We start from the raw sequence: 17,732 nt of genomic DNA, 5'->3' as shown, positions 1-17,732 counted from the left end.
TCATAATGCTCAGGCATGATGCAAAAGCAGTGCGCTATTTTGACCGATGAGTTCATTTTTTGCGCAAAATGCTTACTTTTTGGACTTTTCCACAGTTTTCCACAAAACCTGTGGATAAAATTGTGGATTTCTTAATACTTGACAAACTGTTTTGACCTTCTGTTAAGGGTTTTATTTAAATTGATCATTTTTTAACCAATGATTTTTACCCTTATTTTTCAAATATTTATTCAAGTCAATAGAATCATTTTAAAAATTTTTTTTAATTTTTTTTGATGATCATTCGAGCAAAACTGCTTGATTTTTTCAAAGAGTCAAAATAAAAAAAATTACACAAAACTTCTTTAAGTAATATTTTTTGATAAACTCTTTGACAAGTTTTGAGACCCTAAAATTGTGAATAACATAAAATGAAAAATTCGGTTCAATATCTTTTTTCTTGTTTACTGGGGATGACCACTTTTTCGGTAGGTATAATGCCGACTTCAGCAGGTCAGATGTACATTTATCAAGACAAAAACGGCAGTACTTTACTGACTAACCGTAAAAGTTATGACCATTCACTCAAAAAAGTAAAAGTCACCTACTACCCGGATAGTAATATTCATAGTTATAGCAACTGGGGGACTTCAGAGGCTTCGGTTCTACCAAGCTATAGCAAAAACAAAAATGCTTTTGACCATATTATTAAGCAGGCAGCACAACAGCACGGCGTTTCGGAAGGATTAATCAAAGCCGTCATGCATACCGAGTCTGGCTTTAACGTAAATGCCCGCTCTCCAGTTGGCGCCCAAGGTTTAATGCAGCTTATGCCGGCTACTGCTCGTCGCTTTAACGTATCTAACGCTTATGATCCTCAGCAAAACATCTTCGCTGGTGCTAAATATTTAAGTTGGTTGCTCAAACGTTTTAACGGCAATACGCAAATGGCCCTTGCCGCTTATAATGCAGGAGAAGGAAACGTCGATAAATATGGCGGTATTCCCCCATTCCGTGAAACCCAAGATTATGTTCGCCGAGTCACAAGCCGTTACCAAAACTTATATTCTTCTGGTGTAGGCCTTTCTTCTTTTAGCAATTCAAGTATTTCTGCCCAAGCGATAAACCAGCCAGCCATACCGCACAGTACCTCTACGCAAGTCTCTGCTCAGCCTATTAAGTATTCTTCCTCGCGCCAAATCGTGACATTGCCAGATGGTACATATACAGACGCACCTACGGGAACTTATGTCACCAATAATGCAACTGCTATTGCACATATCCGGATTGAGTAAGCTTAAAAGGCCTCATACCTTACGGTTATTTATTTAGCGGATTCTATTGTCAAAAAATTGTAATGATCTATTACCCCCACTGTCGTGTTCAGAGGGGCCTTCTAATAACTTGTTTAATTTAAATACATTCTTCGATCGCAAAGAATGTATTGATTCCTTATTTTTTTCTTGAATTTTTCCCCTAAGCGCCGCATATTAGCTGAGTGATTTATAATTTATAAATCAGATAATATTTTATTTATAAGAGGATTTTCTCAATGATGCGGATTGGTTTGTTTTTGCTTACCAACCTCGCGGTACTGGTTGTAGCTGGCATTATTTTGTCACTCTTCGGTGTCGGTAGTTACCATGGCGCGGGTGGCTTAAATCTAGGCAACCTTTTAGTCATCTGTTTTGTGTTCGGTATGGTGGGCTCTTTAGTCTCTCTATTCATGTCCAAATGGATGGCTAAGAAAACTACTGGTACAGAACTGATTGACCCAAATGCTCCTCGTAACCAAGCTGAAAGCTGGTTATTGCAAACAGTCGCTGAACTTTCTCAACGTGCTGGTATTAATATGCCAGAAGTTGGTATCTTCCCTTCATATCAGTCTAATGCCTTTGCAACAGGCTGGAATAAAAATGATGCCTTAGTTGCCGTTTCAAGCGGTCTACTTGAGCGTATGAACAAAGATGAGCTACGTGCTGTGCTCGCGCACGAGATCGGCCACGTTGCAAATGGTGACATGGTCACATTGGCACTCATCCAAGGTGTTGTAAACGCCTTCGTTATGTTCTTTGCTCGTGTAGTAGGTGACTTTATTGACCGTAATGTCTTTGGTCGTCAAGACAATGAAGCCCCAGGTATGGGTTATTTCATCATTACAATGGTTCTAGATATCGTGTTCGGTATTCTTGCCTCTGCCATTGTGATGTGGTTCTCTCGTTACCGTGAATACCGTGCAGATGAAGCCGGTGCGCGTTTAGCTGGTAAACAAGCGATGATCTCTGCTTTATTACGTTTGCAAGCTGAAACAGAGTTACCTGACCAAATGCCAAAAGAAATGAAAGCGTTCGCAATTGCGGAAGGTAAAGAACAAGGCTTTAGTTTAGCTGCATTGTTCCAAACTCACCCTACAATTGAACAACGTGTGGCAGCTCTACACCAATTAGATTGCCCATAAAACGTTTAATGTAAAAATAAAGCCTCCAAATGGAGGCTTTATTTTTTTGATTACATAGTTTGATAAAGCCCCCAAAAGTAACTTGCACCCCACCACACAGCTAAGCCAATTAAAAGCAGTACAAACGCACCTAATAAATCGGGTATGTGCAACCATAACCAACTCACAACAGGGTTACGCCAGAATGCCGACTGTTGCTGCTTCTTTTCGAGCTTTTCATGTAAATACGGATGAATGACATGAATATCACTCTGAATCGCATATTCTTCACGTATATGCGTATGCACCACATCTAATGCTTTTCGACTGGGACGTATAAAAATATCGAAAATAGTCCCTGCAACTGGAACAAATCCGACTACAGCATCTACAACGGCAAGTTTGATGACTGGAGTCAACTTATGTTGAGGCACACCAATTTGTTTGGCTTTATAGATGGCATAACAAGTCAATGCGAAACCAGCGACATCACCGGCAATTGGAATAGTACTTAAGGCAGCATCAGCGCCAATACCCTGCTTTGTAAAAGGAATACGGACCGCACTATCCATCATGGTTGCGAACTTGGCAAGATCCCGTTCTAGTGCGATAACCTGCTGCTGTGTTAATTTTTTTTCTTGAGGCATCAAAATCAAATATAAGAAGAAAAGTTAATCTTAATATACTTGATTTGATGCCCGTTTTTAAATTGTTTACTTTTAGGTTGAAGCTTTCGATTTAAACAGTGAACGTAATAATACGTACATAACCGGAATAAAAAACAGAACCAGCACAGTACCAAACATCACGCCACCTAAAATACTAATACCAATCTCTTGACGACTAACCGCACCAGCACCTTGAGCAAACACAAGCGGAATTACGCCTGCCCCAAAGGCTAAAGAGGTCATTAGAATCGGTCTTAATCGTAAGCTCGCACCTTCTAAGGCCGCCTGAATGGCATTCTTACCTTTTTCTTGCGCTAAGGCCGCGAACTCAACAATTAAAATGGCGTTTTTACATGACAAACCAATAGTCGTTAATAGCGCAATTTGGAAATACACGTCATTTGGCAAACCAAAAATATAAGAGAAAATCACACTTCCTCCTACACCAAGCGGAATAGATGTCATTACGGCGGCGGGAATACTTAAGCTTTCATATAAAGCAGCTAAACATAAGAAAATAAATCCAGCCGAAATTAAATATAACCATACGGCCTGATTAGTCGACTTCTGTTCTTCAAAAGATAAACCTGTCCACGCTAAACCAATATCTTTTTGTTGGTTAACAAGTTGTTCTACATCTTTCATCGCTTGGCCAGAACTGCTGCCACTCGCGACATCTGCTTGTAGTTGTAAAGCACTATATCCCATATAGCGTTTTACAATTTCCGGCGCCCCGCCCCAGCTAAAGTTGGCAAATGAACTAAACGGAACCATTTCATTTTGGTCATTACGTACAGACCAGTTATATAAATCTTCCGGTTTAGATCTAAACTCGGCATCACCTTGAATCATGACACGTTTAATACGTCCCCGATCAATAAAGTCATTTACATAAGTTCCGCCCCATGCGCTCGACAAAGTGTTATTAATTGCCGATAGCTGTAGTCCATTTGCTAGTGCCTGTTTCTGGTCAATCTTAATATTAAGATTTGCCTTGCTATTGGTTGACTGCTTATCAAAGTTTTCGAAAGTTGAATAATTTTTACTTTGAGCCTGCAATTGGCGGAAGGCACTATCTAGAAAATCTTGCCCTTGCCCATTCAAATCCTGAATCCATAAATCCAGACCATCTGTTTGACCTAAGCCATTAACTGAGGCAGGTAAAGTCACATTAATCTGTGCATTATTAAAATGACTAAAGTATTTCATTGCACGCTTTTGTATAGCCTCAGCCGAGTTTTCTTTTCCTGTTCGGACATCCCACGGTTTTAGAGCAATAAACCCTTGTGCCAAGTTTTGTCCTGTGCCCGAATAATTTCGTCCATAGCGGATTAAAACCAAATCTACATTTTTATCTTCTTGAGTTAAGAAATATTGGCGGACTTGCTCACCAATTTTCTGACTTTGAGAAATTGGTGCGCTGTCTACGAGCTTAATTTGAACACTTAAAATCCCTTGGTCTTCTTTAGGAATAAAACCGCTTTTTAAACCGTTATAGAACAGCGTAAAAACGGCAATTAAAGCCACAAAAATCACAATAACTGATTTACTGTAATGAATACTCGTCTGAACAAGCTTGATATATTGCTTTTTAAGTTGCTCAATCTTTTGGTTAAACCATACGGCCCAGCGCTGAGGTTGAGGGTTTGGTTTTAAAATTAATGCACATAAAGCCGGTGTTAAAATGAGCGCAACAATAAGGGACAACGCCATAGCGGCAACTAAAGTAATAGAAAACTGACGGTAAATCACCCCAATTGAACCGCCTAAAAAGGACATTGGAATAAAAACAGCAGTTAAAACCAACGTAATCCCGACTAAGGCACCACTAATTTCCCCCATCGACTCAATAGCAGCTTCTTTAGGAGATAAGTGCTGTTCATGCATGAGTCGCTCAACGTTTTCTACGACCACAATCGCGTCATCGACCAGCAAACCAATCGCGAGTACCAGCGCAAATAACGTTAAGGTGTTAATACTAAAACCAAGCACATATAAGACAGCGAAGGTTCCTAAAATTACAACTGGAACGGTAATACTCGGAATGAGCGTAGCACGCCAGCTTTGTAAGAACAGGAACATGACCAAAATAACCAGAATAATCGCCTCTACCAGAGTCTTTACTACTTCCTTAATTGACTCTTGAACAAAGGGCGTATTATCTCGTGGATAAACGATTTTATAACCCGCTGGTAGTTTCGTTGTAAGCTGATCTAGAGTTTGGTGGATGAGCTTAGAGGTCTGAATTGCATTTGCACCCGAAGATAAAGAAATACCCAAACCTGCGGCAGGATAGCCATTAATAGTGTTAAAAGACTGATAGTTTTCTGCACCTAGCTCAACTCTGGCAATATCTTTTAAATACACATAACTCGCCGTTTTATTCGACTTCACGACAATATTTTTAAAATCCTCAACTGTTTTTAAGCGAGAACCTGCTGTGACTTTTGTATTTAAATATTGACCGTCAATTACGGGTAAGTCACCAATTGCCCCTGCGGCGACCTGAGTATTTTGTGCGGTGATTGCATTCGCTACATCACTTGGCATTAAATTATATTGTTTTAATTTATCCGGATTTAACCAGATACGCATGGCATATTGTGAACCAAATACATCAGTTTCGCCCACCCCTTCAATACGGTTCAGATTATCTACCACATGCGTAGTTAAATAGTCCGATAGCTCAATGTTTCCTGTTTTACCAGTCGAGTCATATAAGCCAATTACCATAAAAGTGTCACCCAGTGACTTACTTACCGTAACACCTTGACGTTGAACTTCATCAGGTAAGCGACGTATGACACCACTAATACTATTTTGTACTTGGACCTGAGCAGTATCCGGATTTGTTCCGTTATCAAAACTTATAGTGATTCGACTACGTCCAGATGAGTCACTTGATGAACTAAAATAGAGTAAGTGATCAATCCCTTGTATTTGCTGTTCTAAAATTTGAGTAACACTTTGCTCAACCGTTTGTGCATCTGCACCACTATAGTTGGCCGACACAGTAATTTTAGGTGGAGCAATGTCTGGATACCGTTCTACAGGCAAATTCATAACCGAAAAAATACCGAAAGCCATAACAATGATCGCCAATACATTGGCAAAAATGGGGCGTTGAATAAAAAATTTAGATAGCATGGCTGCTCGGTATGATGTCGTTAATTAACAGAAGTAAATGCCGCTTCGAGACCTTGTGATGATCAACGAGCGGTATAAAAAAGACAAGTAGAATTAAACAATAAATGTAATTAAGACAAAAACAAAGCGTGATTGAATATTTCCAACAAACCAATAAAAAACCAGTTAACGAGTGTCACTTAAAATTCATGAATTCTTCATGATCATGTCAAACAAAGCCCTGAAACTTGAGTCGTTTCAACTAAAACAATATGAGTAGAATTATGTTTAGAAAAGCACTTTTATGCTTAAGTTTAATTAGCTTGGTTGGTTGTAATGATGACGATAAAACTGAAACGACGCCAACCACGCCAGAATATCAACTTCCTAAAATTCTAGTAGTAGGACACCGTGGCGCTAGCGCTTTACGTCCTGAACACACTTTAGCTTCATATCAAAAAGCGATTGATGACGGCGCAGATTTCATTGAACCGGATCTAGTCTCTACAAAAGATGGCGTATTGGTTGCCCGCCATGAAAATGAGATTGGTGGAACAACCAATGTAAGCACTTTAAGTCAGTTTGCAGACCGTAAAAAAACAAAAAATATTGATGGCGTCGACTTAACCGGTTGGTTCACGGAAGACTTTACTTTAAGTGAATTACAGCAACTTAAAGCGCGTGAACGTATTCCTGAGTTTCGACCAGCCAACACAGCTTATAATGACCTTTACCCTGTCCCAACTCTAGAACAAATCATTGAGCTTGCCGAAGCTAACTATAAAAAGACGGGGAAAATTATAGGCTTATATATTGAGACGAAACATCCGACTTATTTTAAAAATCAAAATCTGGCAATGGAAGATACTCTTCTAAAAACCTTAGCCAAATATAAATATACACGTGATATCGCACCTGTCTATTTACAGTCTTTTGAAGTGAGTAATTTAAAATATTTAAAAAATGAGCTTAATCTTCATAAGACGCTTAAACATGCACAAATTATTCAGCTATACGATTCAAAAACATCTCGACCAGCAGACTTCGTAGAGTCTGGTGACACTAAAACTTATGCTGATTTGGCCACAGCACAAGGGTTAAAAGATGTTGCCAAATATGCAAATGGTGTAGGACCAAGTAAAGGTTACATACTGACCTTTAATAATGATGGCTCTTATAAAACTAGTACGTTTATTTCTGATGCACATACGGCTGGCTTAAAAGTACATCCTTATACTTTCCGACCAGAAAATAACTTCTTACCAGCGCCGTTAAAGTGCAGCTCAGATAAACCTGCAGAACGTTGTCCATCTGGTGCATTAAAAGAGTTTGAAGCCTATTTCAAGGCAGGCGTTGATGGCGTCTTTACAGATGACCCAGCACTCGGTCGCGAAGCTGTCACTAATTTTGAAAAAGCAGCAAAATAACTCAATCTTCATAAAAAAACAGGGCAATGAATGCCCTGTTTTTTTATTTATCAAGACTGTTATTAAAATATAAAGGAATCCACTGATACTGCTCAGCATTCACTTTATACACATGACCAATTCCCGGGAATGGTAAATGCGGGGCAGCTACCCATTGTTGCTTATTTGAAATTTCAGCAAACATTTTTAAACGAGTATTAATTGCCTGCTCTGAATTTACATCAAAATCTACCCCAGTTTTTGGAGCATCAAACTGTAAAGAATGTGAGTGGACAATATCACCAACAAAGACAATTTGTTGCCCTTTACTCTTCAAACGGAAGCTATGATGTCCCGGTGTGTGCCCTTGTGTATTGATCACTTCAAAACCTTGAATAACATCACCATCTTTAAAGGTTTTGAATGCTTTTTTTGCTTGATAAGGTGCAAGTGCAGCTTTTACGTTTTTAACAGTACCTAAATAATTTTCTTTTTTATCCGCTGGTACAGTTTTTTCATTTGCTGGATTTAACCAATAATCTGCTTCACGCTCATGAGCATAGATGGTTGCATTAGGAAATACGGCTTTTCCATTTTGAGCAATACCGCACACATGGTCTGGATGTAAGTGGGTCAATAAAACAGCTTTCACATTAGCAAGTTGATAGCCCGCTAATTCAAGATTTTTAGCAATTGAACCCAACTGTGGGCCAAAACAACTCGCAGCTCCACTGTCAACCAGCGTCAAACTTTTACCATCATCAACTAAAAAGGCATTTACTGAAGTCTGAATCCCCTTCTCATTTACAGCAGCATATTTCGTTAAAATTTTAGTTTTTTCAGCCTGACTTAAATTTTTAAACAATTTAGGATCTAGATAAATAGTGCCATCGAGCAAGGAAGTTATCCGATAATTACCAAATTGATGATGGTAATATCCGGGTACTTGTTGAGCTGAAGCTGGTTCTGCATAGCTTATATGCAAGCTACCCATGATAAGTCCTAAGGCTACAAATAGTTTTTTCATCTCTTCTTCTCTATGGAGTTATAAAGTCAAAATCTTTAAAAAAGATTTAATATTTTTTTAAGGGCTGCACTATATAATGCATGAAAAGTGTCAAAAATATAAGTGAATGGATAGTTATTCTCCCTATAAAGGTAAAAGTGGCCTAAAGCGCATCTTGAACGCTACCAGTTATTCAATTTCAGGATTTAAAGCTGCTTATCAAAATGAAGCTGCATTTCGGCAAATTGTTTTAATTAATCTTGTACTCATCCCTGTCAGCTTTTTCCTGGATGTAACTCGCGGCGAACATGCCCTGATGATCATTGTCTGTTTATTTGCCATCATTGTTGAGCTCTTCAACTCTGCCATTGAAGCAGTGGTTGACCGAGTTTCACTCGAGAAACACCAACTTTCCAAAAATGCGAAAGATATGGGTAGTGCCGCTCAGTTTGTTGCACTTTCTATTATTGTTGCCACTTGGCTTATTATTTTATTTGGATAAAAAAAACCATGCTTATAAATAGATAAGCATGGTTGTAACAAAAGAGGAACTTCTAGCTGCTGTTCCTGTTTTAATTTTAGGGTTCTGAACTTAACTTATTCTTAAAATTACTGGAAAAATAAAAAAATCCCTGCGAATGCAGGGATTTTTTTTGGGTTAAAGCGTTTATGCGTTATTACATCATTCCGCCCATACCACCCATACCGCCCATATCTGGAACAGCTGGTTTGTCTTCAGGAATGTCAGTAATCATACATTCTGTAGTTAACATTAAGCCAGCAACAGAAGCAGCGTGCTCAAGTGCAGAACGAGTTACTTTAGCTGGGTCAAGGATACCCATTTCTAACATATCACCATATTCGCCAGTTGCAGCGTTGTAACCAAAGTTACCTTCACCATTCTTAACAGCGTTGATAACTACAGATGGCTCATCACCAGCATTCGCAACGATTTGACGAAGTGGAGCTTCGATCGCACGGCGTAAAATGTTGATACCAGCTGTTTGATCTTCGTTAGCGCCTTTTAAGCCTTCAAGAGCATTTACAGCGCGAACAAGCGCAACACCACCACCAGCAACAACACCTTCTTCAACTGCTGCACGAGTTGCGTGAAGTGCGTCGTCTACGCGGTCTTTCTTCTCTTTCATTTCAACTTCAGTTGCTGCACCGATTTTAATTACAGCAACACCGCCTGCTAACTTAGCAACACGTTCTTGTAATTTTTCACGGTCATATTCTGAAGTAGATTCTTCGATTTGAGCACGGATTTGTTGAACACGCTCAGCGATAGCAGCAGCATCACCAGCACCGTCAACAATAACTGTGTTTTCTTTAGAAACAGTGATTTTGTGCGCTGTACCTAAATCTTGAAGAGTTGCTTGTTCTAAAGACATACCAACTTCTTCAGAAATAACTGTTGCGCCAGTCAAGATCGCGATGTCTTGAAGCATTGCTTTACGACGGTCACCGAAACCAGGAGCTTTAACAGCACATACTTTGATGATACCGCGCATGTTGTTTACAACAAGAGTTGCAAGCGCTTCACCTTCAACATCTTCAGCGATGATAAGAAGTGGTTTACCAGTTTTAGCAACTGCTTCTAAAACAGAAATCAATTCACGAATGTTGCTGATTTTTTTATCAACAAGAAGGATGAACGGATTTTCAAGTTCAGCAGTTAAAGTATCTTGTTTGTTTGCAAAGTACGGAGAGATATAACCACGGTCAAACTGCATACCTTCTACAACGTCTAATGCGTCTTCGAAGCCAGAGCCTTCTTCTACAGTGATTACGCCTTCTTTACCTACTTTTTCCATTGCTTGAGCAATAAGTTTACCAACAGTAGTATCAGAGTTAGCAGAGATTGAACCTACTTGTTCAATTGCTTTGAAATCATCAGCTGGTTTAGCAATAGAGCGGATATTTTCAACTACAGTTTTTACTGCAATGTCGATACCACGTTTTAAATCCATTGGGTTCATACCAGCAGTTACTGATTTGATACCTTCATTTAAAATTGCTTGAGCAAGTACAGTTGCAGTTGTTGTACCGTCACCTGCGATGTCGTTAGTTTTGCTTGAAACTTCACGAACAAGTTGAGCACCCATGTTTTCAAACTTGTCTTTTAATGAAATTTCTTTTGCAACAGTTACACCGTCTTTAGTGATGTGCGGCGCACCGAAAGAGCGGTCGATCACAACGTTACGGCCTTTAGGACCTAAAGTCACTTTAACCGCATCTGCAAGTACGTTTACCCCTGCAATCATTTTTGAGCGAGCTGAATCACCAAATTTTACGTCTTTAGCTGACATATTAAACTCCGAATCTTTTTAAATACTGAATCTGATAATGAATTGAGTTATGGATCGATTAGCCTTCTAATACAGCTAAGATGTCTGACTCTTTCATGATTAAGAGTTCTTCACCATTTACTTTAACTGTTGTACCTGCATAAGTACCAAATAACACCTTGTCACCAACTTTAACATCCAAAGCACGTACGCCGTTATCAGTGATTTGACCATTGCCTACTGCAATTACTTCACCTTGAGATGGTTTTTCAGCAGCAGAACCTGGCAATAAAATACCGCCAGCAGTTTTGGTTTCTTCTTCTACGCGACGAATCACAACGCGATCATGTAATGGACGAATGTTGCTCATAATTAACTCCATCAGACTTAGTCTTTTTGATTAATCGTTATTGCTTTAATCCAGAGCAATAACAAAATATTTAGATGTCACTTTTGTGGGGATGAAAAAAATGGCTTCAAGGGGAAATAAGAAAAATTTTTCTCTTTTTTGAATATTTTTTAAACAATCAAATATTTAAGCTCATCTAAACCAAATCAATATGAAGTGAATTCAGCCAGCTGTTCATTAAACCAATAATGTTGAATTTTCCCTTCATTTGAAATTGTATTAAAGCTATTTGGATTATGATGATATAAGCGAGTAGAAGTTGCTGTACCTGCATGTATATCAAAAATAGGATGATCTATTTTTAAAGAATAAATCTGAGTTAAATCATATATAGCTGTTTTATGGAGATGCCCATGTAACATTCCAAATAGACCAGTTGTACTCCACTTTTCTAAAGCGATTTTGCCCAGAACCGGACAATCTTTTATTCCATGCTTATTATCAGGCGGCGTATAAAAGGGTTGATGAAAAACAACTAGCTTTATTTTATTTTTAGGTCCCCTGTCTAAACGCTCATAAGTAGCTTGAATTTGTTCAATCGAAATATGCCCACGCGTATGATAACGACGACGTATACTATTCACCCCAACAATATAAAAATTTTCAGTTTCTAAAGTCGGCTCTAATTCACCAAAAAAATATCGATAACGGGTAAATGGAGAAAAAAAACGGTTCCAGACATGATACAAAGGTATATCGTGGTTACCAGGCACCACAAGATAAGGAATATTGAGGCTATCTAAATACTGTCGACATTTAAAAAATTGTTCATATTTGGCGCGTTGAGTAATATCGCCGCTCACAACAATCACTTCAGGCTCTTGCTGAATACAAAAATCTCTTATTGCCTCTAAACACTCTTTTTTTTCTGTCCCAAAGTGTAAATCAGACAGATGTAGTAACATTCGGCACCATAATATTTAAAGCATTTTTTTCTACAGTGAAATTTAAAGGAGGTTTCATCTCTATGATTTCTCCATCTAAGGCCACTGTGAGTTTGGTTTTCTTTGCACATTCAACAATGACATGATCAGCACAAAAACTATATACATCTTGTGCATCTTCAACTTTACCTTGAACCCATTGCCAAAGCATATTTAGTAAACTCAGCTTATCACTTTTTGTAATTACAACTCCAGCGACTCTTCCCTGAGCTGCACATTCTGCAATTCTGAGCTTCATATCACATAGTTGCAATTGGTTATTTCCAAAGAAAATAAGCGGCGCTTTAACTGGGTATTTCTTGCCATCTACAGTTATAGAAAGCTTCATTGATTTATTTTCTCTCAATAAAACATCTAAAGCTGAGGTATAGGCATGTAAAGGCAGTCTTCCTAAATATTTATTGTAGAGTTCGCGTTTTTTGATAAAAAGAGGATATAAACCTAAACTGGCATTATTTAGATAAATATGATCATTAATAACTGCTACATGTACTGACCTAGGTTTACCTGTTGCAATAACCTCTGCTGCCTCTAAAAGGTCTAACGGAATCTCTAAAACTTTAGCAACATAATTAAAAGTCCCTAAAGGCAGAATTCCCATGGGAATAGAAGTATTTTTAAGTTTAGTTGCAACCGCATTTAAAGTACCATCTCCTCCTGCCGCAACAACCACTCCTGTATTTTCATTTTGTGAATGTCGATGAATAACATTATTTATCAAATCATCAAATAATGTATTTTCATTTAATTCAAATACTTGTATTTCAAAACCATATTCTGTAAATACAGTCATGAGCTGCTCATAGACGTCTTCATGTTTTGAAGCATGAAATCCTGATTTTTCGTTATAGATGATTGAAAGAGGTTTCAAAGGCCGCATTTTATTATCGTAAAGTCAGTTCTTTATTCTATTTTGTATATAAAATCGCCTATTAAAAGTCTCTTTATGTAAATTTTGAATGAGCTTCATTTGTATAATCAATAATAATTCTCAAAAAAATTTTTCAAGCATAATTTATTGATTTTAAATAAAATAATTTAGATAAATAACATACATATAACATAAAAATATAAAAGCAAAAACCTTATAAAAACATATAAACATATGATTTTCATTAAAAAATAAAGAAAACTCCAAATATCTGCCAGTTAGTCTTTAGTCTTATTTTTTTTATGATTTTATGCTTTAATACAGCCACTTTTTTATTTGATCTTTCATTGTATCCCAATGAATGACTTGTACGTTGTACATATTTTGAATAGGCCTCACCATGACCACAGTGAACGCACCAGAATTCGTTCGTCATCCTAAGCTTATAGCATGGGTTGAAGAAATTGCAAACTTAACCAAACCAGCAAAAATCGAATGGTGTGACGGAAGCGAAGAAGAGTATCAACGTCTAATCGACTTGATGATCGCTAACGGCACCATGCAGAAATTAAACCAAGAAAAACATCCTGGTTCTTATCTTGCAAATTCTGACCCATCTGACGTTGCGCGTGTTGAAGATCGTACTTACATCTGCTCTCAAAATAAAGAAGATGCTGGTGCGACAAACAACTGGGAAGATCCAGCTGTTATGCGTGAAAAATTAAATGGTTTATTTGAAGGTTCAATGAAAGGCCGTACCATGTACGTTGTTCCTTTCTCTATGGGTCCTTTAGGTAGCCATATTGCTCACATTGGTATCGAGTTAACTGACTCTCCTTATGTAGCTGTTAGCATGCGCAAAATGGCACGTATGGGTAAAGCAGTTTATGACGTATTAGGTACAGATGGCGAGTTTGTTCCTTGCGTACATACAGTAGGTGCTCCACTTGCTGAAGGTCAAAAAGATGTTGCTTGGCCTTGTAACCCAGAAAAATATATCGTTCATTACCCAGAAACTCGCGAAATCTGGTCTTTCGGTTCTGGTTACGGCGGTAACGCGTTACTGGGTAAAAAATGTTTAGCTCTTCGTATCGCTTCTGTCATGGGACGCGAACAAGGTTGGTTAGCTGAACACATGCTTATTCTTGGTGTAACTAACCCTCAAGGTGAAAAACACTACATCGCTGCTGCATTCCCGTCTGCTTGTGGTAAAACAAACTTTGCAATGTTAATTCCACCAGCAGGTTATGAAGGTTGGAAAATCGAAACTGTAGGTGACGATATTGCTTGGATTAAACCAGGTGAAGATGGTCGCTTATATGCAATTAACCCTGAAGCTGGTTTCTTCGGTGTAGCACCTGGTACAAATACCAAAACTAACCCGAACTGTATGGCAACTCTTCACAAAGACGTTATCTATACAAACGTAGCAGTAACTGACGATGGTCAAGTATGGTGGGAAGGTCTTTCTAAAGAAGTTCCAGCAAACTTAACTAACTGGAAAGGTCAACCTCACGTAAACGGCGAAAAAGCAGCACATCCAAATGCTCGTTTCACTGTTGCAGCAGGTCAATGTCCATCTATCGATGCTGATTGGGAAAACCCAGCAGGTGTGCCAATTTCTGCATTCATCTTCGGTGGCCGTCGTGCAGATACAGTACCTTTAGTTTCTGAAGCTTTCGACTGGGTTGACGGTGTATATAAAGCGGCAACTATGGGTTCTGAAACTACTGCTGCTGCTGTTGGTCAACAAGGTATTGTTCGCCGTGACCCATTCGCGATGCTTCCATTTGCTGGCTATAACATGGCTGACTACTTTGACCACTGGTTAAACCTTGGTGCGAAAGTAAGTGAAAAAGCTGAAGCTTCTGGCAACAAATTACCAAAAATCTTCAATGTAAACTGGTTCCGTCGTGATGCTGAAGGCAACTTCGTATGGCCTGGTTTTGGTCAAAACATGCGTGTTCTTGAGTGGATCATTGATCGTTGTGAAGGTCGTGCGAACGCTGTTGAAACACCTATCGGTTTTGTTCCAACATATGAAGACTTGAATTGGGAAGGTACTGAGTTCACTAAAGAACAATTTGACCTCATCACAAATCAAGATAAAGACCAGTGGGTTACTGAAATTGAAAGCCACACTGAGTTATTCAATAAACTTGGCGAACGCTTACCTAAAGCATTAAAAGAACGTCAAGCAGCTTTACTTGAAGCTGTAAAAACTGGCTTCTAATTGCTCTATATAAAAAAGGTCGCCATGTGCGACCTTTTTTATTATGCGGCATCGTCTTTTAATCGACGTTCTGATAAATAAGCTTCTAAAACTTTTACCTGTTTTTCATCAAATGCCAAACCTAATTTAGATCTGCGCCAAAGTATATCTTCTGCTGTGTGAGCCCATTCATATTCACACAAATATCTGACTTCACACTCAAACAAATCATGGCCAAAATGTTGACCCAATTGTTCTATAGCATTTCGCTCTTTAAGCATATTCCACACTCTTGTGCCATATGCATGAGCCCAACGGTTGGCAAGCGAGTCAGAAATTCCACTTACACGTGTTTTAATCTGGTTGATTAAATCATCTAGTGTGGTCCAGTTTTCGGCGCCAGGTAATGGATCATCTGCAGTCCACTCCTCTGCCATGTCATTAAAGAACGGAGCCAGATGTTCTAAAGCAGCTTCGGCTAACTTTCGGTAAGTTGTAATCTTGCCCCCAAACACTGAGAGCAATGGTGTGGTTTTATCTTCTGCCTGTAGAGCCAAAGTATAGTCGCGTGTAATTGCAGATGGATTATCCGACTCATCATCACATAAAGCACGCACACCCGAGTACTGACTTACAATATCAGCTCGCGTCAACTGCTTTTTAAAATGTGAATTTGTCACTGTCAAAAGGTAATCGATTTCCACATCAGTAATCTCTACTTTTTGTGGATCACCTGTGTATTCCTGATCTGTTGTACCAATGAGGGTATATTTTTCTAAATAAGGAATTGCAAAAACGATCCGTCGATCTTCGTTTTGCATAATAAAGGCCTTATGGCAGTCATATAATTTTGGCACAACAATATGACTTCCTTGTATAAGCCTAATTTGATAAGGTGAACTTAAGTTCAGGTTTTCACTAATAATTTCTTCAACCCAAGGTCCCGCCGCATTTACAATAGCTTTCGCACGAACCTGATAAAACTCAGCTCCGCTTTGTAACTCCAGATGCCATAATTCCTGTTGCCTATAAGCCTTAACACAACGTGTACGTGTAACGACTTTTGCCCCTTTCTCTTTAGCTTGTAGTGCATTTAACACCACAAGACGCGCATCATCTACAGTACAGTCAGAATATTCAAAACCACGTGTTATCGCTGGTTTTAAAGGGCTGTCTTCTTTGAAATAAATGAGATTTGATCCTAATAATTTTTCTCGTTTTCCCAAATGATCATAAAAAAATAGACCTGCTCGAATTAGCCATGCAGGGCGTAAATGGGGTCGATGAGGCATGATAAAACGCATTGGTTTAATAATATGTGGCGCTTTAGCTAGCAATACTTCACGCTCTGCTAATGCTTCTCTGACCAGCCTGAATTCTTTATATTCTAAATAACGTAGGCCGCCATGAATTAATTTGCTGCTAGCAGATGAGGTATGGCTGGCTAAATCATCTTTTTCACATAAAAATACCGATAATCCGCGCCCTGCTGCATCATTGGCAATACCAACACCATTAATACCGCCACCAATTACAGCAATATCATATATTTTTGAATAATCATTAGGTTGTACTTTCATTTCTCATGTTCTTTTTATTGTTGATCTTATAAAAATTAAAACATCAAATTGATGAAACAACAATCAAAAAAGTAGAATAATCAATTTTGCATCCTCTAGCATTTAACTATCCATTGACTACCCTACTATTGAATTCAACTAGTTAAGAAAAAGTTCAATCCTCTGCCCAATTTTGACTACGCTTAACTGCTTTTAGCCAACCTTTATAAATGAGTTCAGCTTGTTCAGAAGGCATTTTCGGTTCAAATACTTTTTCTATGGCAGATTTATTTCTTAACTCATGAAGATCTTGCCAAAAACCAGTGGCCAACCCTGCTAAGAAAGCTGCACCCAATGCTGTAGTTTCTTTCATTATTGGACGCTCTACCGGTGTCGTTAAAATATCGGCCTGAAATTGCATCAAGAAATTATTTTCCGTTACTCCTCCATCGACACGGAGTGTACGAAGCTCTTCTTCTGCATCTTGTTGCATGGCATCTAAAACATCTCGAGTTTGAAAGGCTATAGACTCTAGAGTTGCGCGGATAATATGTTCAATACTAGCCCCACGTGTCAGACCAAAAATTGCGCCGCGTGCTGTCGGGTCCCAATATGGTGCTCCTAATCCGGTAAAAGCAGGTACTACATATACACCATTATTATCCTTTACACGTGTTGCATAAAGCTCGGAATCCTTAGCATTCTTAATAACCTTTAATTCATCACGTAACCACTGTACGCAAGAACCACCGTTAAATACGGCACCCTCTAAAGCATAGTTCACCTCACCACTCGCACCACAGGCAATAGTTGTGAGTAATCCA

General features: G+C 38.7%; 14 protein-coding genes. 5 read left to right on the top strand and 9 right to left on the bottom strand.

The genetic code is table 11. The annotated features are described in order from the left end of the window. The first annotated feature begins 410 nt into the window (after positions 1 to 410). Both C1642_RS03390 and htpX read left to right on the top strand, forming a co-directional pair. Positions 411 to 1,274: a lytic transglycosylase domain-containing protein gene (locus C1642_RS03390; RefSeq protein ID WP_000798640.1), complete on the top strand. Its 864-nt coding sequence runs from the start codon at positions 411 to 413 to the stop codon at positions 1,272 to 1,274. 257 nt (positions 1,275 to 1,531) lie between these two features. Continuing rightward, positions 1,532 to 2,437 carry a protease HtpX gene (gene htpX / locus C1642_RS03385; protein WP_000984535.1) on the top strand — a complete coding sequence of 302 codons (906 nt, stop codon included), beginning with the start codon at positions 1,532 to 1,534 and terminating at the stop codon, positions 2,435 to 2,437. Positions 2,438 to 2,487: 50 nt separating this feature from the next. Here htpX and C1642_RS03380 read toward each other — a convergent pair whose 3' ends face one another. Together C1642_RS03380 and C1642_RS03375 are read right to left on the bottom strand one after the other, a co-directional pair. Beyond that, complete coding sequence (locus C1642_RS03380; RefSeq protein WP_103235907.1) at positions 2,488 to 3,063, bottom strand: DUF4112 domain-containing protein; 576 nt, start codon at positions 3,061 to 3,063, stop codon at positions 2,488 to 2,490. A 72-nt stretch (positions 3,064 to 3,135) separates the two neighbouring features. Further along, entirely contained in the window at positions 3,136 to 6,231 is a 3,096-nt protein-coding gene (locus C1642_RS03375) for a multidrug efflux RND transporter permease subunit (protein ID WP_024436169.1), read from the bottom strand. Positions 6,232 to 6,494: 263 nt separating this feature from the next. Here C1642_RS03375 and C1642_RS03370 point away from each other — a divergent pair, with 263 nt between their 5' ends. Continuing rightward, a complete protein-coding gene (locus tag C1642_RS03370) occupies positions 6,495 to 7,637 on the top strand; it encodes a glycerophosphodiester phosphodiesterase (RefSeq protein ID WP_103235906.1) in 1,143 nt (380 codons plus the stop codon). A gap of 43 nt (positions 7,638 to 7,680) precedes the next feature. Here C1642_RS03370 and C1642_RS03365 read toward each other — a convergent pair whose 3' ends face one another. Next, positions 7,681 to 8,643 carry an MBL fold metallo-hydrolase gene (locus tag C1642_RS03365; protein ID WP_103235905.1) on the bottom strand — a complete coding sequence of 321 codons (963 nt, stop codon included), beginning with the start codon at positions 8,641 to 8,643 and terminating at the stop codon, positions 7,681 to 7,683. Between the two features lie 106 nt (positions 8,644 to 8,749). Between C1642_RS03365 and C1642_RS03360 the strand changes: the two genes are divergently transcribed. Further along, complete coding sequence (locus C1642_RS03360; protein WP_000379022.1) at positions 8,750 to 9,124, top strand: diacylglycerol kinase; 375 nt, start codon at positions 8,750 to 8,752, stop codon at positions 9,122 to 9,124. A 175-nt stretch (positions 9,125 to 9,299) separates the two neighbouring features. Here the strand turns inward: C1642_RS03360 and groL are convergent, their stop codons facing one another. The 4 genes from groL to C1642_RS03340 all read right to left on the bottom strand — a co-directional run bounded on the left by groL (position 9,300) and on the right by C1642_RS03340 (position 13,146). After that, the gene (gene groL / locus C1642_RS03355) at positions 9,300 to 10,934 is read right to left on the bottom strand and encodes a chaperonin GroEL (protein ID WP_001274625.1); all 1,635 of its coding nucleotides are present in this window, start codon (positions 10,932 to 10,934) and stop codon (positions 9,300 to 9,302) included. A 58-nt stretch (positions 10,935 to 10,992) separates the two neighbouring features. Continuing rightward, positions 10,993 to 11,283 carry a co-chaperone GroES gene (locus C1642_RS03350; RefSeq protein ID WP_000065579.1) on the bottom strand — a complete coding sequence of 97 codons (291 nt, stop codon included), beginning with the start codon at positions 11,281 to 11,283 and terminating at the stop codon, positions 10,993 to 10,995. A gap of 185 nt (positions 11,284 to 11,468) precedes the next feature. Beyond that, complete coding sequence (locus C1642_RS03345; protein WP_103235904.1) at positions 11,469 to 12,227, bottom strand: metallophosphoesterase family protein; 759 nt, start codon at positions 12,225 to 12,227, stop codon at positions 11,469 to 11,471. Continuing rightward, a complete protein-coding gene (locus tag C1642_RS03340; RefSeq protein ID WP_001247651.1) occupies positions 12,208 to 13,146 on the bottom strand; it encodes a diacylglycerol/lipid kinase family protein in 939 nt (312 codons plus the stop codon). The genes C1642_RS03345 and C1642_RS03340 overlap by 20 nt, the downstream gene beginning before the upstream one ends. Positions 13,147 to 13,537: 391 nt before the next feature. On the opposite strand from C1642_RS03340, the gene C1642_RS03335 reads away from it, so the two are divergent. After that, on the top strand, positions 13,538 to 15,370 hold the full coding sequence (locus tag C1642_RS03335) for a phosphoenolpyruvate carboxykinase (GTP) (protein ID WP_000214355.1): 1,833 nt from the start codon (positions 13,538 to 13,540) through the stop codon (positions 15,368 to 15,370). A gap of 41 nt (positions 15,371 to 15,411) precedes the next feature. On the opposite strand, the gene glpD is transcribed toward C1642_RS03335, so the two are convergent. Next, entirely contained in the window at positions 15,412 to 16,929 is a 1,518-nt protein-coding gene (gene glpD, locus C1642_RS03330) for a glycerol-3-phosphate dehydrogenase (RefSeq protein ID WP_103235903.1), read from the bottom strand. Positions 16,930 to 17,083: 154 nt separating this feature from the next. Beyond that, positions 17,084 to 17,732, bottom strand: a 649-nt coding sequence (locus C1642_RS03325; protein WP_265734987.1) for an FGGY-family carbohydrate kinase, incomplete at its 5' end; no start/stop codon positions are given.

Origin of the sequence: Acinetobacter sp. AKBS16, from assembly GCF_002899995.1 — a bacterium.
In the GTDB taxonomy this organism is placed as follows: domain Bacteria; phylum Pseudomonadota; class Gammaproteobacteria; order Pseudomonadales; family Moraxellaceae; genus Acinetobacter; species Acinetobacter baumannii.
Note: the sequence above shows the minus strand (reverse complement) of the source record. Positions and strands in the feature narration are given on the sequence as shown.